Source organism: Actinomadura sp. 6K520 (genome assembly GCF_004349245.1).
GTDB lineage: Bacteria > Actinomycetota > Actinomycetes > Streptosporangiales > Streptosporangiaceae > Spirillospora.
This window is the reverse complement of record NZ_SMLC01000004.1, coordinates 102,356-124,184: the sequence shown is the minus strand read 5'-3', so window position 1 is coordinate 124,184 and position 21,829 is coordinate 102,356. Positions and strand designations below refer to the sequence as shown.

Below are 21,829 nucleotides of genomic sequence, written 5' to 3'. Positions count from 1 at the left end.
GGTATCAGAGACAGGGTGCGGGCCCCGCGGCCCCCGACGCGCGGCCCGCACCCGCCCGCGCCTGACCGGGGCGTCAGCGGGCGAAGAGGCGGACGGCCTGCTCGGCCAGCGCGGCCAGCAGCGGAGCGGCCCCGGCCTTGAGCTCGTCCAGGTCGCGGGGGCCGTCGGCGATGCTGAACGCGGCGGTGAGCCCGAGCGCGTGCAGTTCGTCCAGCGGCCCGGCCACCCCGCCGGCCAGGGCGACGCACGGGACGCCGTGCTCCGCCGCGAGCGCGGCGACGGCGGAGACGACCTTTCCCGCCGCGCTCTGCCCGTCCACCCGCCCCTCCCCGGTGAGCACCAGGTCGGCCCCGGCGAGGGCGGCGGGGAGGCCGACGGCCTCGGCCACCAGGGGCGCGCCGGGGGCCGGCTCGGCGCCGAGCACGCCCACGAGGCCGCCGCAGGTGCCGCCGGCCGCGCCCGCCCCGGGCAGATCGTGGACCCGGACGCCCGAGTGCGCGGCCAGGACGTCCGCGAACACGGTGAGGGCGGCGTCCAGCTCCCGCACCTGGGCGGGGGACGCGCCCTTCTGCGGGCCGAACACGGCGGCGGCGCCGTCCGGCCCGACGAGCGGGCTGGTGACGTCGCAGGCCACCCGGAAGCGGGTGGCGCGTACCGCGTCCGGCAGCCGGGAGTCGTCGATGCGGGCGAGGCGGGCGAGCGCCGCCCCGCCCGGCGGGAGCTCGGCGCCCGCGGCGTCCAGGAAGCGGACCCCCAGGGCGCGCAGCAGCCCGGTGCCGCCGTCCGTGCTCGCACTGCCGCCGATGGCGACGAGGATGTCGCGGGCGCCGCGCCGGACCGCGTCCGCGATCAGCTCGCCGGTGCCGGTGGTGGCGGCGCGCCCCGGATCGGGCGGGACGTCCGCGACGAGCGGCAGCCCGGACGCCGCGGCGAGTTCCACCACGGCGGAGCGCCCGTCGCCGGACAGCACGTAGCGCGCCTTCACCGGGCGGCCGAGCGGGTCGGTGGCGGCGGCCTCGATCACCTCGCCCGCACGGGCGGTGCGGAAGCAGTCCAGGGTTCCCTCGCCGCCGTCCGCCATCGGGACCGCGGTCACCCGGGCGCCGGGCACGGCGCGGCGGACGCCCTCCCCGACGGCCGCGCAGACCTGCGCGGCGGACAGGCTGCCCTTGAACGAATCGGGCGCGACGACGACCCGCATCGGCGGCCCGCTCTCAGTGTTCCGCGGCCAGTGTGGCGAGGACCGAGGAGAACTCCTCCGGCAGCACCAGGGAGTCGCCCTCGTAGCGGGTCTCGAGGTAGGTCAGCTCCCCGCCCCGCCACCAGTACAGGTGCGGGCTGAGGGAGCCCGGGCCCTCCTCGTAGGCGCGGTGCGCCTGGGCCTGCAGTTCGTTGGCCGCGGCCACCGCGGCGCGGTAGCGGGCCCTCGGGCACCCCTCGTTGAGCCGGAGCGGGTGGGCGACGATGAGGCTGCGGTTGGGGGCGATGACCAGGGCGCCGTACGGGCCGATCGACAGGTACTCCTCCAGCCAGGCCAAGTGGGTCACGGCGTAGAACGTCCAGCCGTGCAGGACGGAGACGCGGACGCCGCCGAGGTCCTGCTCGTCCACCTGGAGCGGCCCGTCGCCGCGGACGTTGGCGCGGCCGAGCATGAACAGCGCGTCGCCGGAGACCGGCCAGCCGTTCATCTCCTCGGTGCTGACCGTCCGGACCGACGTGGGCGTGTCGACGACCACGACCTCGATCAGGCCGGGCGCGAACGGCCGGGCGGCCAGGACGCCGTTGTCGGCCTCGGCCGGGTAGATGCGGGTGCGCAGCAGGTGCTGGGCGAGGTCGAAGTCGCTGAGGTCGAGCGGCTCCTCCATCGCGGTGACGATCGTGGTGACGTGGTCGGAGACCAGCGCCGGCCAGTCGTCGCGGGGCACCAGCCGCGCGAGCTGCCGCAGGTCGCGCATGCTGACCGGCAGCCGCGTGGCGCCCTCCAGAATGACGATCTCGCCGGGCGCGCGGTGGCAGGAGTAGCCGAGGCTATCGGCCACCAGCACGAGCAGCGAGTCGAGGGTCCCGTCGTCCCACGGGTCGGGGCGGGCGTGCCGGCCGCTCATCGTGCACCTCCCGGCGCTCGGAGGGTGAGCGCGGCCGTGTCCGGAGCGGCCGTGGCCGTGCCGCCGGTCAGGGCGGCCGTGTCCAGGACGGCGGGCGCGCCGAGTTCCAGGGTGCGCTGGTGGGGTCCGTGCCCGGCGGGGACGCCCGCCAGGACGGGAACGCCGAGCGGCCCGAGCCGCGCGGCGAAGACCGAGTCGAGCTCTTCGGGATCGCCGCAGTTCCGCCAGGTGCCGAGGGCGATGCCCGCGGCGCCGTCGAGCCAGCCCGACTGGAGCAGCTGGACGAGCATGCGGTCGACCCGGTAGGGGGCCTCGTCCACGTCCTCCAGGAAGGCGATGTGGCCGGCGGCGGGCGGCGGCGCGTACGGGGTGCCGAGGAGGGCCGTGAGGAGCGACAGGGTGCCCCCGGTGAGCGGTCCTTCGGCGCGGCCCGGCCGCAGCGCGCGGGTGCCGGGGAGGGCGACGGTGCCGCCGAACAGCGCGGCGCGCAGGCCGCCCAGCGTGGCGGACCCCTCGGCCGTGTCCGCGCCGGCCCCCTCGCCGGCGACGGCCGGGCCGAGGTCGGCGAGCACCCCGGCGGGCATGGGGCCGAAGGACGTCGTGACGCCTAGGCGCGTTCCAAAAGCGGCGTGCAGGGCGGTGATGTCGCTCGATCCGTGCAGGATCTTCGGGCCGCGGGCGGACCCGGCGGCCGCGTCCGACGCGACGCGCAGGGCGTCCCAGTCGAGATGGTCCAGGACGCGGGTCGCGCCGTAGCCGCCGCGCGCGCAGACCACCGCGCGGACGCGGGGATCGCACCAGGCGGCCTGCAGGTCGGCGGCCCGGTCGGCGTCGCTTCCGGCGAGCCGGTGCCAGCCGTCCCGGACGGGGCCCGGCGGGCCGAGGTTGACACGGTCGAGGGCGTGCTTTCCGACCACCGCGTCAAGGCCCAGGTCACGGAGAACGGCGCAGCCGGCCTCCAGCCGGGCGGGCGCGGCGGGGCCGCTGGGCGCGACGACCGCGACCCGGTCGCCGGGGCGCAAACGCCCGTACCTGCGGGTATGTCGCGTTCGCGGTCGTCCGCCGGGCATGCCGACGGCGGGCGCGTCGGCGGTCCCTTCGACCGCCTCCGCGCGGGCGCCCCCGCTTCTCAACCCGATCCCTCCTCGCACCGCGACGGATAGAGCTTGTCAGGATCCGGACGCCAGTGGAAGAGGCGCACGGTCACGACCCGCCAACGGATCATCGGCCGCCGGCGGATCACCGCCCGCCGCCGAGCGCGATCCCGGCCAGGCGCGGCAGCGTCTCGCCGATCGGCCGGCGCAGGACCGCGTCGGCCAGCCCATCGTACGGCGTCTCCTCCGCGTTGATGATCACCAGGCGGGCGCCGTGCTCGACGGCCTCCAGGCACAGCCCGGCGGCGGGCTGCACGGTCAGCGAGGTGCCCACGGCCAGGAACAGGTCGCAGGAGCGCGCCGCGGTGACCGCGGCGTCCAGGACGTCCCGGTCCAGGGGCTGCCCGAAGGAGATCGTCGCGGACTTCTGGATGCCGCCGCACTCGGCGCAGGGCGGGTCGTCCTCTCCGGCGTCGATCCGCCGGAGGATCTCGGGCATCGGGGTGCGCAGACCGCAGGACAGGCAGACCGCGTCCCGCAGGGTGCCGTGGATCTCGAGCACCGTCCCGGCGCCCGATCCCGCGCGCTGGTGCAGGCCGTCGATGTTCTGGGTGATCAGGGCGCGGAGCCGCCCCGCCCGCTCCAGCTCGACGAGGGCGGCGTGCGCGGCGTTCGGCTCGGCGCCCCACACCGGGTTGTCGCGGCGGGACCGCCAGGCGCGGCGCCGCACCTCCGGGTCGGCGAGGTAGGCGCCGATCGTGGACATCGCCTCCGCCGCCGGGTCCTTCGTCCAGACGCCCTGGGGACCGCGGAAGTCCGGGATGCCGCTGTCGGTGGATATCCCGGCGCCGGTCAGCACGGTGATGGCCGCGGCGTTCGGCAGAAGCTCGGCGAGCGTCAGGGGAGCGTCCACCATTCCCATGGTAGGCGCCGGGCGGCCGTGCTCATCCGGCCGGCGGCGAGACCGGTCCGCCCGGCGGACGGTTCGTTTAACAGATGGGTATCGGTCGCCCCTTACGGAGCGTCACGGACCGACCGGGCCATAAAAGGTGACAAACTTGGCCCCGTATGAGGTCGACGCCGCACATCCTGGTGATCAACGGCACCAAGGTGCACCGCCCGGTGTTCATCCTGGGGGCGCCCCACTCCGGTGCGGTGCCGCTGGCGCGTGCGGTCAAGCGCTCCCCCGGGTTCCACCTGACCACGGGCCGCCCCGGTGTGCTGCGCGTCACCTACGCGTTCGCGCGGCAGCCGTCGATCGCGACGGAGCGCGGGCAGGGCGCGGCGCGGGTCCTCCGGGACGCCTACGCGGAGGCGTGGCTGGTGTCCGGCCGGGCCTGTGCGCAGTGCCCGGACGAATGCCGCGAGCTGGCCGGGCTGCCGCCCCGCCCGCCCGCCGCGGCCGGCCGCCCGGCCGACGGCGGCGCCCGCCAGGAGCCGTGCGTGGAGCCGCAGGGGCTCGCCCGGTTCGCCGACGCCTCCCCCGACCTGATCTACAGCGCCGACGTGCTGCTGGACGCCTTCCCCGACGCGCAGCTCGTCCAGGTGATCCGGGACGGGCGGGACGTCGTCGCCGACATGCTGGACGACGAGCGCTGCCTGGCCTGGTTCAAGCCGGGCCTGGCCAACCTGGACACGGTGTTCCCCAACCCCTTTCTCGGCGTCGAGGACCACACCGAGCGCAACCGGTGGCCGCGCGCCGCGGCGGCCGTCAAGTGCGCGCTGCGCTGGCGCGGCTCGGTGCGGCTCAGCGCGCGGCTGCGCCGCCAGGTCCCGGAGGACCAGCTGTTCACCGTCCGTTTCGAGGAGATGGTGGCCCGGCCGCGCCGGGTGACCGCGGAGCTGGCGGAGTACCTGGACGCGCGGCTGCCGAGGACGGCGCTGTCCGGGCTGGTCCGCGCCGGGGCGCCGGACGGCGCCGACACCGGTGTCGGATCGTGGCGGGACCGGCTGACGCCGCGGCAGGTCGCGCAGGTCGAGAAGGTCGCCGGGACCGAGCTGCGGCGGCTGGGCTACCGCCCGCCCGGCGCCTGAGCCGCCGGGCGCGGGCCCGTCACTCCGCCCCGAGGGGCTCGGCCGGCCGCTCCTCGTCACACCGCTCCTCGTCACGCTGGTGCGCGAACTGCGTGCGGTACAGCTCGGCGTACAGGCCGCCCTGGAGCAGCAGTTCCTCGTGCCGCCCCCGCTCGGCGATCCGGCCGTCCTCGATCACCAGGATCTGGTCGGCCTCCCGGATCGTGGACAGCCGGTGCGCGATCACCAGGGACGTCCGCCCGGCCAGCGCCATGCGCAGCGCCCGCTGGACGGCCGCCTCGGACTCGGAGTCCAGGTGCGCGGTCGCCTCGTCCAGCACGACCACGGCCGGCGCCTTGAGCAGCAGCCGCGCGATCGCGAGGCGCTGCTTCTCCCCGCCCGACAGCCGGTAGCCGCGGTCGCCGACGACGGTGTCGAGGCCCTCGGGCATCGCCTCGACGAGCTCGCCGATCTGCGCGGCCTCCAGCGCCGCGAGGATCTCCGCGTCGGTCGCGTCCGGGCGCGCGTAGCGCAGGTTCGCGCCGATCGAGTCGTGGAACAGGTGCGCGTCCTGGCTGACCACGCCGACCTCGGCGCGCAGCGACGCGAGCGTGACGTCGCGGACGTCGACACCGCCGATCCGCACCGCGCCGCCGCTCACGTCGTACAGCCGCGACACCAGGTGCGTGATCGTCGACTTGCCCGCGCCGGACGGGCCGACGAGCGCGACCATCCGCCCGGGGGCCGCGGTGAAGTCGATGTCGTGCAGGACCTCGCGCCCGGGGGCGGTGTCGGCCCGCGCGATCGACTCCAGCGAGGCCAGCGACACCTCCTCCGCCGACGGGTAGGCGAAGCGGACGTGGTCGAACTCGATCGACGGGGCGGCCGGCTTGGTCAGCCGCACGCCGTTGCCCGGGGCCGCCTCGCGGCCGCCGGAGGGACTGTCCCGCTCGGACGTGCGGACCTCGCCGAGGGGGCGGGCGTCGTCGCGGTCGCGGATGAGCGGCTTGAGGTCGAGCACCTCGAAGACGCGGTCGAAGCTGACGAGCGCGGTCATCACGTCGACGTGGACGTTGGACAGCGCGGTGAGCGGCCCGTACATCCGGGTCAGCAGGGTGGCGAGCGCGACCAGCGTGCCGAGCTCCAGGGCGCCGTTCACGGCGAGGACGCCGCCGACGCCGTAGACCATGGCGGTGGCCAGGGCCGCGACCAGCGTCAGCGCGGTGAAGAAGACCCTCCCGTACATGGCGGCGATGATCCCGACGTCGCGGACCCGCGCGGCGCGCCCGGAGAAGTTCTCCTCCTCCTCGGCGGGCCGCCCGTAGAGCTTGGCCAGCATCGCGCCCGCGACGTTGAACCGCTCGGTCATCAGCGAGCCCATCTCGGCGTCCAGCACCATCTGCTCGCGGCTGACGCGCTGCAGGCGCTTGCCGACCCACTTGGCCGGCAGGATGAAGATCGGCAGCAGCAGCAGCGCGATGAGCGTGACCTGCCACGACAGGATCAGCATGGTGGCCACCACCAGGACGAGGCTGATCACGTTGGACACCACGGACGACAGCGTGGTGGTGAGGGCGCGCTGCGCGCCGATGACGTCGTTGTTCAGCCGGCTGACCAGCGAGCCGGTCTGCGCCCGCATGAAGAAGGCGACGGGCTGCCGCTGGACGTGCGCGAAGACCTGGCTGCGCAGGTCGTAGATGAGCCCCTCCCCCACCCGCGCCGAGTACCAGCGCTGCACCAGGCTGAGCACGGCCTCCACCAGCGCGAGCCCGGCGACGGCGAGGGCGAGCCAGACGACCAGTCCCTGCCGGCCCGCCACGATGCCGCTGTCGATGATCGACTTCAGTAGCAGCGGGTTGGCGACGACGATCAGCGCGGACAGCGAGTTCAGGGCGAGGAAGAGCACCAGCTCGCGGACGTAGGGACGGGCGTACCCCGCGATCCGCCGCACCGTGCCGGGCTTGAGCTTCTGCCGGGTGACGGAGCTGTCCCTGCGGAACGAGGCCATCACCTGCCAGCCGTTGCCCGGCATTCCCGGCATTCCCACAAACGCCTCCGAGGTCCGCCGCGCGGCCGCGGGGGCCACCGCGCGCATCTACGTAATCAAGTAAGCATCTCAGTACCCGGCGGGGACAACGCGCGCCCGGCGAGGCGCCTTCCCGCGTCCGCTCCTGGCGTAACCGGCAAGGCGGGCACCGGCGCGCGAAGCGCTTATGGACTTCGTTCCACGCGCGGAGTAAAAGTGATCAACCCCATACGTCAGGCTCATACCCCCCAGGAGCCACAGTGATACGACGCCTCCCGCGCGGCGGCGCCGGCGTGATCACCATCACGGCCGCGCTGCTCGCCCTCACCGCCCTCCCCGCCGGCGCGGCCGTGCCCGGTGCGTCCGCCCCGCCCGGCCAGCGCTCCCCCGGCGGCGCCCCGGCGCTCACCGTGCGGGGCGGGGAGACCCAGCCGGTGTTCTCCCGCGCCGACGCCGTCACCCAGACCGTGGAGATCGAGACCACGGCCGACAGCGACCGCGACGGCGTCCGGGACCGCGTGCAGATGCGGATCATGCGCCCGAAGGAGACCGACACCGCCGGCCTCAAGGTCCCGACGATCGTGGAGCCCAGCCCGTACTGGGCCGGCGGCAACCCCGTCACCAACCACCCCGTCGACATCGACGACGCCCGGGCCAGGGCCTTCGCCGCGCCGCAGCGCGACCTGGCGGCGATCTTCTCCGGCTACTACGACAACTACTTCCTGCCGCGCGGATACGCCGTCGCCCACCTGGACAGCATCGGGACGGGCGGCTCCACCGGCTGCCCCACGTCCGGCGACCGCGCCGAGCAGGCCGGCGCGAAGGCGGCGGTCGACTGGCTGAACGGCCGCGCCCGCGGCTGGGCGCCGGACGGGACGCCCGCCAGGGCGGACTGGTCGACCGGGAACGTCGGCATGATCGGGGCGTCCTACAACGGGACGCTGCCGAACATGGCCGCCGCGGCCGGCGTGCCGGGGCTGAAGGCCGTCGTCCCGATCGCGGCCATCTCCAGCTGGTACGACTACTACCGCGCGAACGGCGGCGTGGTCGCCCCCGGCGGCTTCCAGGGCGAGGACCTGGACGTCCTCGCCAAGTACGTGCTGACCCGCGAGAACCCGGAGGTCTGCGCGAAGGTCATCGAGGAGATCGAGGCGACGCAGGACCGCGAGACCGGCGACTACGGCGAGGTCTGGGCCGCCCGCGACTACGTCGGCCAGGCGCGGAGGGTGCGGGCCGCCGTCATGGTCGTGCACGGCTTGAACGACTGGAACGTCAAGGTGAAGAACTCCGTCCAGTGGTGGAACGCCCTCAAGGACGCCGGGGTCCCGCGCAAGCTGTGGCTGCACCAGGGCGGCCACGCCACCCCGTTCAACTGGCGGCTGGAGGAGTGGCTGCGGCAGACGCACCGCTGGTTCGACCGCTACCTGTACGGGATCCGCAACGGCATCGAGCGCGAGCCGCGCGTGGACGTCCAGCGCGCGGACGGGACGTGGGAGACGGCGCGGGACTGGCCGGTCCCCGGAACCGCCACCGTGCCGCTCGGCCTGAACGCCGGCCCCTCCGGGCAGCCCGGCCGGCTGGGCCTGCCGCCCCGGCGCGGCGCGGCGCAGTCGTTCACCGACGAGGGGAAGACCCGCACCGCCGAGCAGCTCCTGGCGAACGAGGACGCGGCCGATCCCGGCCGCCTGGCCTTCCTGACGAAGCCGCTGCCCGCCGCCCTGCGGGTCAACGGCACGCCGCAGATCACGCTCCGGGCCTCCCTGGACGGGCGCTCGCCGTACCTGACGGCCCTGCTGGTCGACTACGGCACCGCCGCGCGTCCCACGGGCCGCCGCACCAGCACCGGTGAGCGGGTCTGCTACGGCCAGGGCGTGCCGGGCGACGACGGCTGCACGACGCGCCAGGTACTGGAGACCGAGACCGCCCCCTTCAAGATCATTACCCGGGGGTGGCTGGACGCGCGGAACCGGCACGACCCGGCCCGCACCGACCCGATCAGCCCCGGCAGGACCTACACGTTCCGCTGGGACTTCGAGCCGACCGACTACACGGTCGAGCCCGGCCACCGGCTCGGTGTGATCGTGCTGTCCACCGACCACGACTACACGCTGCGGTACCCCGCGGGCACCCGGGTGACCGTGGAGCCGGGCGTCAGCCGGGTCCTGCTGCCCCTCGCCCGGGGCGACCGCAAGGCCCTGAAGTAGTCCGGGCCCGGTCGGCGGCGTGTCGCCCGTGGGGAGACCCGGGGGGCGGGACGCCGCCGGCCGGGCGCGTCAGCGTCCGAAGACCTCCCGCAGCCGGCCGATCTGCTCGCGGCGTTCGGCGGCGCACTGCTCTTCGAGGCTGTTGCCGGGCGCCTGCCACAGCAGCCGCTTGGTCGCGACGGCCGCGCCCGGGTTCACCGCCAGCAGCGCGGCGACCAGGTCGCGGACGGCCGCGTCGAGCCCGTCGCGCGGGACGGTGATCTCGGCGAGCCCGATCCGCGCGGCCTCCTCGGCGTGCACGGTGCGGGCGGTGAGGCACAGCTCCAGCGCCCGCCCGATGCCCACGATCTCGACGAGCGGCTTGGTGCCGGTCAGGTCGGGGACGAGGCCGAGCGCGGGCTCCTTCATGCAGAACTTGGTGTCGTCCGCGACGACCCGGATGTCGCAGCCGAGGGCGAGCTGGAACCCGGCGCCGATGGCGTGGCCGTGCACCGCCGCGACGGTGACGATCTCGGGGCGCCGCAGCCAGGTGAAGCCCTCCTGCAGCTCGGCGATGAACCGGTCGGTGCCCGCGGCGTCGGAGCCGTCGGTGAAGCCTCCGCCGCCGCCCTCGCCGGAGAACATGCCGAGGTCGATGCCCGCCGAGAAGCTGGGGCCCTTGCCGCGCAGGACGACCACGCGGACGTCCGGCGGGAGGGAACGCCCGATGGCGGCGAGACCGCGCCAGGTGGCGAAGGTCATGGCGTTGCGCCGCTCGGGCCGGTCCAGCGTCACGGTCGCGACGGCACCGGCCACCTCCAGCCGCAGACCGGCCTCCTTGAGGGCCGTCTCGTCCGGAGCCGTCCCACCCGGAACCGGGCTGCCGTCCGCCCGGTCCGTGGCCGTTTCCGGCCGCCCGTCCGTATTCGCGTCCGCCATGGGCCTCCCTTTCGATGAGCGCGACGGGCCCGCCCCGCCGTCCACGGGGCGGAGCCCGGCACCTGTCCCGCCGCCGCGACCGAACCTTACTCGGCCGGTCGCGGCGCCGGTTCAGGCGGTGCGCTCATCCGGGGGCCGGTGTCCGGTCAGGACTTCTTGCCCCGGGTCGCGCCGCCGCGACCGCGCAGGTTGACGCCGGACTCGGTCAGAATCCGGTGGATGAAACCGTACGAGCGGCCGGTGGCGGCTGCCAGGGCGCGGATGCTCTCGCCGGAGTCGTACCTCTTTTTCAGGTCCGCCGCCAGCTTGTCGCGCTCGGCACCGGTCACGCGGGTGCCCTTCTTAAGGGTCTCGGCCACGAGTACCTCCCGTAGTGATGTGGTGACCGCTGCGTTATCCCCCGCCATGATCAGTCATTCCCGCCGGTTCGGCTACCCACTCGGCCAGAAAAGATCTGCGGAAGTCACTCCGCAGGTCACGCGAGCGCCACCAGATCGGCAAACTCGTCACTCCAGATGTCTTCCACCCCATCCGGCAGCAAAATCACTCTTTCCGGTGCGAGCGCCTCCACGGCCCCCTCGTCGTGGGTCACCAGGACGATGGCCCCGGCGAACGTCCGCAGCGCGCCGAGGATCTCCTGGCGGCTGGCGGGATCGAGGTTGTTGGTGGGCTCGTCCAGCAGCAGGACGTTCGCGCTGGACACCACGAGCATCGCCAGTGCCAGCCGCGTCTTCTCGCCGCCGGACAGCACGCCCGCGGGCTTGTCGACGTCGTCGCCGGAGAACAGGAACGAGCCGAGGATCTTGCGGACCTCGACGGGCGCCATGCCGGGCGCGGCCGACTGCATGTTCTCCAGGACGGACCGGCCGACGTCCAGGGTCTCGTGCTCCTGGGCGTAGTAGCCGACGCGCAGCCCGTGCCCGGCCACGACCGCCCCGGTGTCGGGCTCGTCGACGCCCGCCAGCAGGCGCAGGAGGGTCGTCTTGCCCGCGCCGTTCAGGCCCAGGACGACCACGCGGCTGCCCCGGTCGACGGCGAGGTCCACGTCGGTGAAAATCTCCAAAGATCCGTACGATTTCGACAAACCCTCCGCGGTGAGGGGGGTCTTGCCGCACGGAGCCGGATCCGGGAAGCGGATTTTCGCGACCTTGTCGGCCTGCCGCTCGCCCTCGACGCCCGCGAGGAGCTGCCGGGCGCGCCGGTCCATCTGCTGCGCCGCCTTCGCCTTGGTGGCCTTGGCGCGCATCTTGTCGGCCTGGGAGAGCAGCGCCGACGCCTGCCGCTGCGCGTTGGCCGTCTCGCGCTTGCGGCGCCGCTCGTCGGTCTCGCGCTGCTCCAGGTACTTCTTCCAGCCGACGTTGTAGATGTCGATGACGCTGCGGTTGGCGTCCAGGTGGAACACCCGGTTCACGACCGCGTCCAGCAGCTCGACGTCGTGGCTGATGACGACGAGCCCGCCCTGGTGGCCCTTCAGGAAGTCGCGGAGCCACACGATGGAGTCGGCGTCCAGGTGGTTGGTCGGCTCGTCCAGCAGGAGGGTGTCGGCGCCGGAGAACAGGATGCGCGCCAGCTCCACCCGGCGCCGCTGGCCGCCCGACAGCGTCCCGAGGGGCTGGGTCATCACCCGGTCGGGCAGGCCGAGGCTGGAGGCGATCGAGGCGGCCTCGGCCTCGGCGGAGTAGCCGCCGAGCACGTGCAGCCGCTCCTCCAGCCGGCCGTAGCGGCGGACGGCCTTGTCGCGGTCGGTGCCCGTCGCGGCGGCCATCGCGTCCTCGGCCGCGCGCAGCTCGCGGATGACCTCGTCGAGCCCGCGGGCGGACAGGATGCGGTCGCGGGCCAGCTCGGTGAGGTCGACGTCGCGGGGGTCCTGCGGGAGGTAGCCGATGGTGCCGGAGGACGTCACGGCGCCCTGCGCGGGCAGGGACTCCCCGGCCAGCACCCTGGTGAGGGTCGTCTTGCCGGCGCCGTTGCGGCCGACGAAGCCCACCCGGTCGCCGGGGTTGACCCGGAACGTGGCGGACTCGATCAGCAGCCTCGGCCCGGCGCGCAGCTCGATGTCTTTCGCGATGATCACAGTGACAGGGCTCCCCTGACGGACGGCTCGGAGGACAGGCACGAAGAAGCGCGCCTCTCGGTCCTGGACGACCGGGGCGCGCTGGGGCGCACTGTCAGTTCGGGAGCGGAACCATCCGCCCAGTGTACGTGACGGCAGGCCCCTCCCCGCCCGGCGATCGGGCGCCCCGTGGCCGGTCCCGGCAAGATCGATGTGTGAAGCCGCAGCCCGGGGCCAGGATGAGGGTCGGGGGCGAGCGGCGGAAGGCACGGGGAGTGTGAGCGAGATGACGCAGGTCACGAGCAACCCGCCGGAGGGGACGCCGAGCTGGCTCGACATCGGCGTGCCTGACATCGAGCGGGCCAGGGCGTTCTACGGAACGCTCCTGGGCTGGGAGTGCGAGGACGCGGGTCCCGAGGCGGGCCACTACAACCAGTGCACCCTGCGCGGGGAGCCCGTCGCCGGGATGATGCAGAACCCGGACGACCAGCCGGACGTGTACTGGTGGGCGGTCTACTTCGCCGCCGACGACTGCGACGCCGTCGTCCGGCGCGCCACGGAGGCGGGCGCGGAGGTCGTCGTGCCGGCGATGGACGTGATGGACCTCGGCCGCATGGCCATCCTCAAGGACCCGCAGGGCGGACAGTTCGGCCTGTGGGAGGGCCGGGCGCATCACGGGTCCGGGATCGTGAACGAGCCCGGATCGTTCGTCTGGAACGAGCTGGTCACGCCCGACTTGGAGCCGGCCTCCGAGTTCTACCGGGCGGTGTTCGGGTACGAGGCCGAGCCGATGCCGGGCGAGACGGAGTACGCCATGCTGCGCCGCCCCGACGGCCGCTACGTCGGCGGCGTCGAGGGCGGGCGGGGGCTCGTCCTCGGGAACGGCGGCGAGCCGGTCCCGTCCTGGACGACGACGTTCGCGGTCGAGGACGCCGACGCCGCGGTCCGCGCGGTCCGGGACGGCGGCGGCACGGTCGACGCGGAGCCGGTGGACAGCCCCTACGGCCGGTACGCCGCCGTCCGCGACCCGTTCGGGGTGCCGTTCAACGTGATGAAGCCCGCGCCCGAACCCGGGTCGTGACCGGGGGTCCCGGTCGAGTCCCGGTCAGCTCTGGCGCTCGGCGGCGAGCCGCTGGGAGATCGTCTGGTGGAGCCGCTGGAGCCCGGACGGGCCGACCAGGCCGATCTGGCCCTCGAGGTCGCGCAGGAGGACGTCATCGTTCATCACGACCTCCGACGACTGCATCAGCACGGTGCCGGCGCCGGTGAAGTCGAACTGGTGCTCCTCGCCGGACCGCCCGCCGACACCGAACGCCATCCGGGCGGCGCCGAACGCGCCGCGCATGTAGGTGTGGTCGTAGTGGTGGCACGGCGAGGGGCAGTCGGCCCAGCCGAGCAGCGCCTGCGGGTCGACCCTGATGGGCGGCTCCACGAAGTGGACGGGACCGTTGGAGGCCGCCACGAACCGGCCCGTGCCGATCAGCGTCAGGAACCCCGGGATGATCGACTGCTTGAGCTCCAGGCCCGGCTCGAAGGCCAGCAGGTTCCCGGCCCGGACGGTGAGGTTGCCGTCGTCGAGGTCGAAGGAGTTGACGTCGAAACCGCGGTCGGCGAGGACGAGCTTGCCCTGCCCCTGCGCGACGATCCAGTCCTGCGCGTACAGCGGGGAGTTGAAGGTGTGCGCGACCAGGGAGTCCAGCGGCCCCGCCGACAGCGCCTCGAACCTGATCTGCCCGTAGTAGGCGATCATCTTGCCCTTCTGCGCGAGCCACTGCCCGTTGAGGTCGACGCTGAAGGCGTAGGGGTTGACGTTGTCGTTGGACGGGAGGGTCCCGGCGTTCCAGGTCTGCGTGCCGAACATGCCCACGGGTCAGATCTTCCTCTCGCTGGCCTGGACGTAGACGACGCCGGTGCCGCTCAGCTGGAGCTGGAACCCTTCGCCGGAGCCCCGCCCGATCATCTCGCGCAGTCCCACCGCGGTGGTGAGCCTGTTCTCCACCTGGCCGCGGTGCGCGACGTACGCCTGCGGGTCGACGTGCACGGGACGCTGCGGGCTGATCGGCATCTCCATCACTCCGCCGTGCGACAGGAGCGCGCAGGAGCCGTGGCCCATGAGCGTCGTGGTGAACAGGCCCTGCCCGGTGACCGCGCCGCGGACCATGCCCCGCACACCGCCCTGCTCGCCCATGAACATCGTCCCCACCTGGAGGGACGCGTCGTGGACCAGGAGCCGGTCGGCCTCGGCGTAGAGGGTGTCGGTTCCGTGCAGGTCGACGACGGTGACCTCCAGCCCGCCCTGGCCGAACAGCACGCTGCCCTGGCCGGTGACGTGCATCATCGCGGTGCGCTCGCCGGCGACGGCGCGCCCGATCGTGCCGCCGATGCCCTGCCCGGCGGTCGTGGACGGGGCGAACGACACCTGGCCCGTGTAGCCGAGCATCGCTCCGCGCCTGCTGTAGACCTCCTGGCCAGGCCCGATCGGCACCTGGAGCATCTTCGAGTTGATCGGCTGGTAGCCCGGCATTCATACCTCCTGAAGGGGGACTGCCCCCCACGCCCCCGGGGCCGACTTCGTCGGCATCAGATCTCCAGAATTCCGCCGCGTTCGGCCGGCTGCACGTACACCAGCCCGTGTCCCGAGTATCGGAACTGCACGCTCTCCCCCGACCCCTGGCCGAGCACCGTGCGCCAGTTGACGTCGGTGACCACGTCCTGCTGGAGCTGCCCGTGATGGCAGACGTAGGCGTGGGGGTCGACGCACAGCGGCGTCTGGGGCGTCACCTCCAGCGCGATCGCGGCCCCGTCGGACAGGATCGCGACCGTCCCGTGCCCGTCGACCTTGGTGGTGGCCAGTCCCTGGCCGGTCCCCATCCCCCGCAGCCCGACGAAGTGCACACCGGTCTGCAGGGTCCCCTCAAGGGCCAGGAGACTCTCCGACTCCACGTACAGCGTGTCGCCGGTGAGCTGGACGAGCGTCACCTCGGCCGCCTCGTTGGCCAGGTAGACCGTCCCCTGCCCGGTGACCTCCATGAGGGTCATGCCCTCACCCGCCATCCTGCGCTTGAGGGCGCCGCGCAGGCCCTCGCCGCCCGTCATGCCCTGCCGCTTGAACGCCATCTCGCCCTCGTAGGCGACCATGGACCCGTTCAGCGCCCTGACCGTCTCGCCGGCGAGGTCGACGGCGAGCATCTTCGAGCCGTTCATCCGAAATCGCGCCACGAAGCGAGAAGATACCGGCCCGGCGCGTTGACGGACGCCTCGACCTCGGATCGGAGAGGATGAGCACCATGTGGATCGCTCCCGAACGCCGCAGTCTCGGCCGGTGGGCCGTACCCGGGCTCGTCCTGGGCGCCGGAGTGGTGGTCGGGGCCGTGCTCGCCGCCGACGGGCGGTCGGGGACGGCCCTCGTCGCGCTCGCCGCGCTCGCCGGCTACGCGGCCTATCTCGCCTACCGGCGCAACGAGCCCGCCCTGCCGCTCAGCGAGGGCTTCGGATCCGGCACCCGGGCCCGCGCGCACCTGCGGGCCGCCGCGATGACCGGGGACGTGCTGACCGTCGCGGTCGTCGGCGGCCTGATCGTCCAGGCGCTGCGCGGCGCCGACATCACCGCCTACGCGTGGCTCGCCGCCCTCGCGGGCGTCACCTACCTGCTGTCCGCCCTCGCCGGCGGCCGGGGCCTGTGAGCCCTGCCGCGCTGAGATCGTCTTTGCGGCGCCCGACCGTGTCAGGGTAGCTCCCGGGAAGGGGCCGCCCCCGGAATGCCGGACAGGGCCGTCTCCTGGGCGAGGATGGCGGCCTGGACGCGGCTGGTGAGCCCGAGTTTGCCGAGAATGCGGCTGACGTGCGTCTTGGTGGTGGTCTCGGCCATGTGCAGCCGGTCCGCGATCTGCCCGTTCGACAGGCCCTCGCCGAGGCACGCGAACACCTCCCGCTCCCGCGGCGTGAGGTCGGCCAGGCCGGGCGGCTCCGCCGGGGACGCCGGCCGGGCCGCGAAGGCGCCGATCAGCCGCCGGGTGACCCGCGGCGCGATGATCCCGTCGCCCGCCGCGACGGTCCGCACCGCCTCCACCAGCCGGTCGGCGTCGACGTCCTTGAGCAGGAACCCGGCGGCGCCCGCCCGCAGCGCGCCGAACACGTACTCGTCCATGTCGAAGGTCGTCAGCACCAGCACGTCGGTGAAACCCGCGATCTCCCGGGTCGCGGCGATGCCGTCCAGCCGGGGCATGCGGACGTCCATGAGGACCACGTCCGGGCGCAGCTCGCGGGCCAGCGCCACCGCCTCCGCCCCGTCGGCGGCCTCCCCGGCCACGCGGACGTCCGGGGCCGCGCCGAGGATCAGCACCAGCCCCGCCCGCACCGCCGCCTGGTCGTCGGCGACCAGCACCTCGATCATGACGCCCGCTCCGCGGCGTGCAGGTCGACCGGCAGCTCGGCGTGCACCCGCCACCGGTCGCCGTCCGGTCCCGCGTCGAACTCCCCGGCCAGCATCGCCGCGCGCTCCCGCATCCCGACCAGCCCGCTGCCCGTGCCCGGCAGCCGCGACCCGTTCCGCCCGAGCGGGCTCACCACGTCGATCACCACGCTGCGCCGCCCGTACTCGACGCGGACCTCGGCCCGGCCCGGCCCGGCGTGCTTCAGCGCGTTCGTCAGCGACTCCTGGACGATCCGGTAGGCGGCCAGCTCGACCGCCGCGGGCAGCTCGGCCGGCTCCCCGGCGATCTCCAGCTCCGCCGCCAGGTCGGACCGCGCCGTGTGCCGCACGAGCGGCTCCAGTTCCGTCAGCCGGGGCCGCGCCGCGGGGTCCGCGCCGTTCCCCTGCCGCAGCAGCCCGATCATGCGGCGCATCTCGGCGAGGCCCCGCACGCTGTTCTCCCGGATGACCTCCATGGCCCGCGCGACCTCCGCCGGGTCGAGGTCGCGGACCTTCAGCACGGCCGACGAGTGCAGGGCCACGGCGCTCAGGTGGTTGGCGACCACGTCGTGCAGCTCCCGGGCCATCCTGGCGCGCTCGGCGTTCACGGCGGCGAGCCGGTCCATCTCGGCCAGCCGCGCCACCTGCTCGGCGCGCTGCCGCTCCGCCTCCGCCCGGAAGCGGTGCTCCCGGACGGCCATCGCGGTCAGCACCGGCCCGACCCAGACCACCCCGGCGACCGCGCCGCCGACAACGCCGCCGGCCACCTGCCCGATGGCGACGCCGAGCGCGGCCATGACCGCCAGCGACGCCAGGACGGTCGTTCCGAGCAGCCACTCCGCGGTCCGGCGCCGCCCGTACAGGCTCGCCGCGTACAGCGCGTCCCCGTAGATCATCGCCGTGGCGATGCTCGGCCCCAGGGCCACGTCGGCGAAGTTGAACGGGGTCGCCAGCGCAAGCCCGGCCAGCGGCGCGGTCCGCCTCAGCAGCATCGCCGAGCACAGCCCGAGCAACGGGACCAGTCGCGCCCATGCCGGCGGGTCCCACTCCTCCGGCGACCAGATGGTGTAACCGCGCACGGCGAGCATGAGCAGCCCGCCGGCCAGTGCCGCCGCGGCGATGAGCGCGTCCTGGCGGGTCGTGAGGCGTCGGACCTTGTCCACGGATACATCTCAGCATCCCCGCGGGGCCGCCCGCTCCACCCCGGTGAGGACGGCCGCGTACATCCTTCGGACGACCCGCGAAACCTCACACCGGACGACGATCCCGCGCCGCGGGGGCGACACGCTGTAGCCAGGGGAGAAGGGATTCCACGTGCTCATCGCGATCATCGTCGCCTGCGAGATCGGCTTCTGGGTCGTCCTCGGAGCCGGGCTCATCGCCCGCTACCCGCTGCGGCTGCGGCGGACCGGCGCGGCGCTCCTGCTGTGCGTCCCGCTCATCGACCTCGTCCTGCTGGCCGCCACGGTGCTCGACCTGCGCGGCGGCGCGACCGCCGGGACCGGGCACGGCCTGGCCGCCGCCTACCTCGGCTACTCGGTCGCGTTCGGCCCCAGCGTGGTCCGCTGGGCGGACGAGCGTTTCGCGCACCGCTTCGCCAGCGGCCCGCCGCCCCGCGGCAGACCGAAGTACGGCCGGGCGCGCATCCGCTACGAATGGCGGGAGTTCGGCAAGGCGGCCCTCGCCACCGCCATCGCCTGCGGGCTGCTCCTGTCGATGATCGTCCTGGTCGACGACCCCGACCGCACCGCGGCCCTCCTCGCCTGGCTCGGCCGCCTCGGCATGGTGCTGGCGGTCTGGTCGATCTGGCCCATCAGCCACACCCTCTGGCCGGCGAAGCCCAAGGAGACGGACGCCTCCCGGCCGCCCGCGGGGCACACCGCGCCGAAGTGAGCGCCCGTCCAGGCGCCCATGCGGAGGGGCCGCGCCCCGAACCGGGGTGCGGCCCCTTCCACGTGGGCGATCCGCGCGGGGCGCGGGTCAGATGTTGAAGCCGAGGGCGCGGAGCTGGTCGCGGCCGTCGTCGGTGATCTTGTCGGGGCCCCACGGCGGGAGCCACACCCAGTTGATCTTGACGTCCTTGACCAGGCCGTCCAGCGCGCTGTGCGTCTGGTCCTCGATCACGTCGGTGAGCGGGCAGGCGGCGCTGGTCAGCGTCATGTCCAGCGTGGCGACCTCGTCGTCGAGGTTGACGCCGTACACGAGGCCGAGGTCGACGACGTTGATGCCGAGCTCGGGGTCGACGACGTCCTTGAGGGCCTCAAGGATCTCCTCCTCGGGCACGGTGCCGGTGGGCGAGCCCGTGGTGGGTGAGCCGGTGGCGGGCGAGCCCGTGGTGGGCGAGTCGGTCATGATGCCTCTCCGAGTGCGCGGGCGGTCGCGTCCTTCCACGCCATCCAGGCGAGCAGGGCGCATTTGATCCTGGCGGGGTACTTCGAGACCCCGGCGAAGGCGATGGCGTCCTCAAGGACGTCCTCGTCGAAGTCGGCGTCCTGGCCGCGCGACTGCATCAGCGCAAGGAACTCCTCGCCGACCGCCATCGCCTCCTTGACGGACTTCCCGATCAGCAGGTCGGCCATCACCGAGGCGCTGGCCTGGCTGATCGAGCAACCCATGGCGTCGTAGGAGACGTCGGCGACCGCGGCGTCCTGACCGCCGCCGGACAGGTGGACGCGCAGCGTCACCTCGTCGCCGCACGTGGGGTTGACGTGGTGCGCCTCCCCCTCGAACGGCTCCCGCAGCCCCTTGTGGTGGGGGTTGCGGTAATGGTCCAGGATGACCTCCTGGTACATCGCCTCCAGCTGCATGTCGTCCTTTCGAGCCTTTCTCACTACAACCGGGCCCTGGCCCAGCGTGTTCCGCAGTTCCCGCCAGAGGTGCGCCCCCTGCGGCCCCCGGAGTTATGAAGTACGGAAGAACTTCTGGGCCTGCCGTACCCCGTCGGCGAGGGCGTCAACGTCGGCGAGGGTGTTGTAAAGGTAGAACGTCGCGCGGGTGGTCGCCGGGATGCCGAAGCGGCGGCAGATCGGCCACGCGCAGTGGTGGCCGACGCGGACCTCGACGCCCAGGTCGTCGAGGACCTGCCCGACGTCGTGCGGGTGGATGTCCTCGACGGTGAACGACACGGCGCCGCCGCGGGCCTCGGTGGTGCCGGGGCCGATGATCCGGACGCCGGGGATCTCGGTGAGCCGCTCCAGCGAGTAGGCGACGAGGGCCTCCTCGTGCGCGTGCACGCGGTCCATGCCGATCTCGGCGAGGTACTCGCACGCCGCGCCGAGGCCGATCGCCTGCGCGGTCATCGGGACCCCCGCCTCGAACCGCTGCGGCGGCGGCATGAACGTCGACTCCTCCAGCCGCACGATCTCGATCATCGAGCCGCCGGTGATGAACGGCGGCATCGCCTCCAGCAGTTCCGCCCGGCCCCACAGCACGCCGATGCCGGTCGGGCCGAGCATCTTGTGGCCGGAGAACGCCAGGAAGTCGGCCCCCAGCGCGGACACGTCCACGGGCTGGTGCGGCACGGACTGCGCGGCGTCCAGCAGGACGAGCGCCCCCACGGCGCGGGCACGCGCCACGATCAGGTCGATCGGCGGGACGGTGCCCAGCACGTTCGACTGGTGCGTCAGCGCGACGATCTTGGTGCGCTCGTTGACGAGGTCGTCCAGGTCCGCCAGGTCGAGGCGGCCGTCGTCGGTGATGCCGAACCAGCGCAGCGTCGCCCCGGTCCGCCGGCAGAGCTGCTGCCACGGGACCAGGTTGGCGTGGTGCTCCATCTCCGACACCACGATCTCGTCGCCGGGGCCGACCGCGAACCGCGCCGCCTCCGGGCCCGCGGTCACGGCGTTGCTCATCGCGTACGCGACGAGATTGATGCCCTCGGTGGCGTTCTTGGTGAACACGATCTCACCGGGCGGCGCGCCGATGAACCGGGCGATCGACGCGCGGGCCTGCTCGTAGGCCTCCGTCGCCTCCTCGGCCAGCAGGTGCGCGCCCCGGTGCGGCGCCGCGTTGTGCCGCTCGTAGAACTCGCGCTCCGCGTCCAGCACCCGGAGGGGCTTCTGCGACGTCGCGCCCGAGTCGAGGTACACCAGGGGCCGCCCGCCGCGCACCGTGCGCTGCAGCAGCGGGAAGTCCTTCTTCAGCTCCTCCGGCAGCAGGACCGCGCCGGGCCGCGGCGCGGCCTCCGCCGGCGCCTCCGGGGGCGCTCCGCTCGGCGTCATAGGGATGCGCCCGCCTTGGTGTACTTCTCGTAGCCCTCTTCCTCCAGCTCGTCGGCCAGCTCGGGCCCGCCCTCGGCGACGAGGCGGCCCGCGGCGAAGACGTGCACGAAGTCGGGCTTCACGTAGCGCAGGATGCGCGTGTAGTGGGTGATGAGCAGGATCCCGGTGTCGCCGGACGCGAACCGGTTGACGCCCTCGGAGACGACCTTGAGGGCGTCGACGTCGAGGCCGGAGTCGGTCTCGTCCAGGACGGCGACCTTCGGCCTGAGCATCTCCAGCTGCAGGATCTCGTGCCGCTTCTTCTCACCGCCGGAGAAGCCCTCGTTCAGGCTGCGCTGCGCGAACGCGGGGTCGATGGCCAGCGCGTCCATCGCCTGCTTCATCTCCTTGGAGAACTCGCGGAGCTTCGGGGCCTCGCCGCGGACGGCGGTGACGGCCGAGCGCAGGAAGTTCGACACCGACACGCCCGGCACCTCGACCGGGTACTGCATCGCGAGGAACAGCCCGGCGCGGGCCCGCTCGTCGACCGACATGGCGAGAACGTCCTCGCCGTCGAGGGTGACGGACCCTGACGTGACCTCGTACTTGGGGTGCCCGGCGATCGCGTACGCCAGGGTGGACTTGCCGGAGCCGTTCGGCCCCATGATCGCGTGAATCTCGCCGGCCTGCACCTTCAGGTCGACCCCGCGCAGGATCTCCTTCGCGCCGTCGGCGCCGTCGCCGACGGAAACGTGGAGGTCGCGGATCTCTAGCGTGGCCATAGTGCTCGTGGTTCCTTCGTCGTG

22 protein-coding genes are annotated in these 21,829 nt (G+C 73.6%); 5 read left to right on the top strand and 17 right to left on the bottom strand.

Annotation, left to right across the window (positions count from 1 at the left end; translation table 11 throughout):
- Window positions 1–73 precede the first annotated feature (73 nt).
- The 4 genes from E1289_RS02645 to E1289_RS02630 all read right to left on the bottom strand — a co-directional run bounded on the left by E1289_RS02645 (window position 74) and on the right by E1289_RS02630 (window position 4,115).
- A complete protein-coding gene (locus tag E1289_RS02645) occupies window positions 74–1,201 on the bottom strand; it encodes a glycerate kinase (protein ID WP_131974854.1) in 1,128 nt (375 codons plus the stop codon).
- Between the two features lie 13 nt (window positions 1,202–1,214).
- Window positions 1,215–2,105, bottom strand: coding sequence for a hypothetical protein (locus E1289_RS02640; protein ID WP_131974852.1), 891 nt, complete (start codon window positions 2,103–2,105; stop codon window positions 1,215–1,217).
- On the bottom strand, window positions 2,102–3,238 hold the full coding sequence (locus E1289_RS02635; RefSeq protein WP_243712563.1) for an LD-carboxypeptidase: 1,137 nt from the start codon (window positions 3,236–3,238) through the stop codon (window positions 2,102–2,104). Before E1289_RS02635 ends, E1289_RS02640 begins: the two co-directional genes overlap by 4 nt.
- A 106-nt stretch (window positions 3,239–3,344) precedes the next feature.
- On the bottom strand, window positions 3,345–4,115 hold the full coding sequence (locus tag E1289_RS02630) for an NAD-dependent deacylase (RefSeq protein ID WP_207928735.1): 771 nt from the start codon (window positions 4,113–4,115) through the stop codon (window positions 3,345–3,347).
- A gap of 152 nt (window positions 4,116–4,267) precedes the next feature.
- Between E1289_RS02630 and E1289_RS02625 the strand changes: the two genes are divergently transcribed.
- Window positions 4,268–5,233 (top strand): sulfotransferase, encoded by a 966-nt coding sequence (locus E1289_RS02625; RefSeq protein WP_131974848.1) that lies wholly within the window; start codon window positions 4,268–4,270, stop codon window positions 5,231–5,233.
- 19 nt (window positions 5,234–5,252) lie between these two features.
- Here the strand turns inward: E1289_RS02625 and E1289_RS02620 are convergent, their stop codons facing one another.
- Window positions 5,253–7,244, bottom strand: a complete 1,992-nt coding sequence (locus tag E1289_RS02620) for an ABC transporter ATP-binding protein (RefSeq protein ID WP_131974879.1) — start codon at window positions 7,242–7,244, stop codon at window positions 5,253–5,255.
- 254 nt (window positions 7,245–7,498) lie between these two features.
- Between E1289_RS02620 and E1289_RS02615 the strand changes: the two genes are divergently transcribed.
- Window positions 7,499–9,442: a Xaa-Pro dipeptidyl-peptidase gene (locus tag E1289_RS02615; protein WP_243712562.1), complete on the top strand. Its 1,944-nt coding sequence runs from the start codon at window positions 7,499–7,501 to the stop codon at window positions 9,440–9,442.
- Window positions 9,443–9,511: 69 nt separating this feature from the next.
- On the opposite strand, the gene E1289_RS02610 is transcribed toward E1289_RS02615, so the two are convergent.
- The 3 genes from E1289_RS02610 to E1289_RS02600 form a co-directional block, all read right to left on the bottom strand.
- Window positions 9,512–10,360: an enoyl-CoA hydratase/isomerase family protein gene (locus tag E1289_RS02610; RefSeq protein ID WP_131974847.1), complete on the bottom strand. Its 849-nt coding sequence runs from the start codon at window positions 10,358–10,360 to the stop codon at window positions 9,512–9,514.
- Between the two features lie 146 nt (window positions 10,361–10,506).
- Window positions 10,507–10,719: a helix-turn-helix domain-containing protein gene (locus E1289_RS02605; RefSeq protein ID WP_021596738.1), complete on the bottom strand. Its 213-nt coding sequence runs from the start codon at window positions 10,717–10,719 to the stop codon at window positions 10,507–10,509.
- Window positions 10,720–10,835: 116 nt separating this feature from the next.
- Window positions 10,836–12,434 (bottom strand): ABC-F family ATP-binding cassette domain-containing protein, encoded by a 1,599-nt coding sequence (locus E1289_RS02600; protein WP_131974845.1) that lies wholly within the window; start codon window positions 12,432–12,434, stop codon window positions 10,836–10,838.
- 265 nt (window positions 12,435–12,699) lie between these two features.
- Here E1289_RS02600 and E1289_RS02595 point away from each other — a divergent pair, with 265 nt between their 5' ends.
- Window positions 12,700–13,494: a VOC family protein gene (locus tag E1289_RS02595; protein WP_131974843.1), complete on the top strand. Its 795-nt coding sequence runs from the start codon at window positions 12,700–12,702 to the stop codon at window positions 13,492–13,494.
- Window positions 13,495–13,518: 24 nt separating this feature from the next.
- On the opposite strand, the gene E1289_RS02590 is transcribed toward E1289_RS02595, so the two are convergent.
- The 3 genes from E1289_RS02590 to E1289_RS02580 are packed head-to-tail and all read right to left on the bottom strand — an operon-like array spanning window position 13,519 to window position 15,632.
- Window positions 13,519–14,274 carry an AIM24 family protein gene (locus E1289_RS02590; protein WP_131974875.1) on the bottom strand — a complete coding sequence of 252 codons (756 nt, stop codon included), beginning with the start codon at window positions 14,272–14,274 and terminating at the stop codon, window positions 13,519–13,521.
- A 9-nt stretch (window positions 14,275–14,283) separates the two neighbouring features.
- Window positions 14,284–14,937: an AIM24 family protein gene (locus tag E1289_RS02585; RefSeq protein WP_131974841.1), complete on the bottom strand. Its 654-nt coding sequence runs from the start codon at window positions 14,935–14,937 to the stop codon at window positions 14,284–14,286.
- A gap of 56 nt (window positions 14,938–14,993) precedes the next feature.
- A complete protein-coding gene (locus E1289_RS02580) occupies window positions 14,994–15,632 on the bottom strand; it encodes an AIM24 family protein (RefSeq protein ID WP_243712561.1) in 639 nt (212 codons plus the stop codon).
- A 68-nt stretch (window positions 15,633–15,700) separates the two neighbouring features.
- Between E1289_RS02580 and E1289_RS02575 the strand changes: the two genes are divergently transcribed.
- A complete protein-coding gene (locus tag E1289_RS02575; RefSeq protein ID WP_131974839.1) occupies window positions 15,701–16,096 on the top strand; it encodes an ABC transporter permease in 396 nt (131 codons plus the stop codon).
- Window positions 16,097–16,137: 41 nt separating this feature from the next.
- On the opposite strand, the gene E1289_RS02570 is transcribed toward E1289_RS02575, so the two are convergent.
- Window positions 16,138–16,806, bottom strand: coding sequence for a response regulator transcription factor (locus E1289_RS02570; RefSeq protein ID WP_131974837.1), 669 nt, complete (start codon window positions 16,804–16,806; stop codon window positions 16,138–16,140).
- Window positions 16,803–17,987 carry a histidine kinase gene (locus E1289_RS02565; RefSeq protein ID WP_243712560.1) on the bottom strand — a complete coding sequence of 395 codons (1,185 nt, stop codon included), beginning with the start codon at window positions 17,985–17,987 and terminating at the stop codon, window positions 16,803–16,805. Before E1289_RS02565 ends, E1289_RS02570 begins: the two co-directional genes overlap by 4 nt.
- Window positions 17,988–18,138: 151 nt before the next feature.
- Here E1289_RS02565 and E1289_RS02560 point away from each other — a divergent pair, with 151 nt between their 5' ends.
- Entirely contained in the window at window positions 18,139–18,717 is a 579-nt protein-coding gene (locus E1289_RS02560) for a hypothetical protein (protein ID WP_131974835.1), read from the top strand.
- Between the two features lie 87 nt (window positions 18,718–18,804).
- Here E1289_RS02560 and E1289_RS02555 read toward each other — a convergent pair whose 3' ends face one another.
- The 4 genes from E1289_RS02555 to sufC form a co-directional block, all read right to left on the bottom strand.
- Complete coding sequence (locus E1289_RS02555) at window positions 18,805–19,176, bottom strand: metal-sulfur cluster assembly factor (RefSeq protein ID WP_131974833.1); 372 nt, start codon at window positions 19,174–19,176, stop codon at window positions 18,805–18,807.
- Entirely contained in the window at window positions 19,173–19,631 is a 459-nt protein-coding gene (gene sufU / locus E1289_RS02550) for a Fe-S cluster assembly sulfur transfer protein SufU (protein ID WP_131974831.1), read from the bottom strand. Before sufU ends, E1289_RS02555 begins: the two co-directional genes overlap by 4 nt.
- Before the next feature lie 93 nt (window positions 19,632–19,724).
- Window positions 19,725–21,044 carry a cysteine desulfurase gene (locus E1289_RS02545; protein WP_131974829.1) on the bottom strand — a complete coding sequence of 440 codons (1,320 nt, stop codon included), beginning with the start codon at window positions 21,042–21,044 and terminating at the stop codon, window positions 19,725–19,727.
- A complete protein-coding gene (gene sufC / locus E1289_RS02540; RefSeq protein ID WP_131974827.1) occupies window positions 21,041–21,805 on the bottom strand; it encodes a Fe-S cluster assembly ATPase SufC in 765 nt (254 codons plus the stop codon). The genes E1289_RS02545 and sufC overlap by 4 nt, the downstream gene beginning before the upstream one ends.
- Between the last annotated feature and the right edge of the window lie 24 nt (window positions 21,806–21,829).

Bases quoted from the DNA above. Each gene is read 5' to 3' on its own strand.
- E1289_RS02575 (WP_131974839.1), top strand. From the start codon at position 15,701: ATGTGGATCGCTCCCGAACGCCGCAGTCTCGGCCGGTGGGCCGTACCC.
- E1289_RS02645 (WP_131974854.1), bottom strand. From the start codon at position 1,201: ATGCGGGTCGTCGTCGCGCCCGATTCGTTCAAGGGCAGCCTGTCCGCC.
- E1289_RS02585 (WP_131974841.1), bottom strand. From the start codon at position 14,937: ATGCCGGGCTACCAGCCGATCAACTCGAAGATGCTCCAGGTGCCGATC.
- E1289_RS02555 (WP_131974833.1), bottom strand. From the start codon at position 19,176: ATGACCGACTCGCCCACCACGGGCTCGCCCGCCACCGGCTCACCCACC.
- E1289_RS02625 (WP_131974848.1), top strand. From the start codon at position 4,268: ATGAGGTCGACGCCGCACATCCTGGTGATCAACGGCACCAAGGTGCAC.
- E1289_RS02570 (WP_131974837.1), bottom strand. From the start codon at position 16,806: ATGATCGAGGTGCTGGTCGCCGACGACCAGGCGGCGGTGCGGGCGGGG.
- sufC (WP_131974827.1), bottom strand. From the start codon at position 21,805: ATGGCCACGCTAGAGATCCGCGACCTCCACGTTTCCGTCGGCGACGGC.
- E1289_RS02630 (WP_207928735.1), bottom strand. From the start codon at position 4,115: ATGGTGGACGCTCCCCTGACGCTCGCCGAGCTTCTGCCGAACGCCGCG.
- E1289_RS02640 (WP_131974852.1), bottom strand. From the start codon at position 2,105: ATGAGCGGCCGGCACGCCCGCCCCGACCCGTGGGACGACGGGACCCTC.
- E1289_RS02595 (WP_131974843.1), top strand. From the start codon at position 12,700: ATGACGCAGGTCACGAGCAACCCGCCGGAGGGGACGCCGAGCTGGCTC.
- sufU (WP_131974831.1), bottom strand. From the start codon at position 19,631: ATGCAGCTGGAGGCGATGTACCAGGAGGTCATCCTGGACCATTACCGC.
- E1289_RS02545 (WP_131974829.1), bottom strand. From the start codon at position 21,044: ATGACGCCGAGCGGAGCGCCCCCGGAGGCGCCGGCGGAGGCCGCGCCG.
- E1289_RS02620 (WP_131974879.1), bottom strand. From the start codon at position 7,244: ATGCCGGGCAACGGCTGGCAGGTGATGGCCTCGTTCCGCAGGGACAGC.
- E1289_RS02590 (WP_131974875.1), bottom strand. From the start codon at position 14,274: ATGTTCGGCACGCAGACCTGGAACGCCGGGACCCTCCCGTCCAACGAC.
- E1289_RS02610 (WP_131974847.1), bottom strand. From the start codon at position 10,360: ATGGCGGACGCGAATACGGACGGGCGGCCGGAAACGGCCACGGACCGG.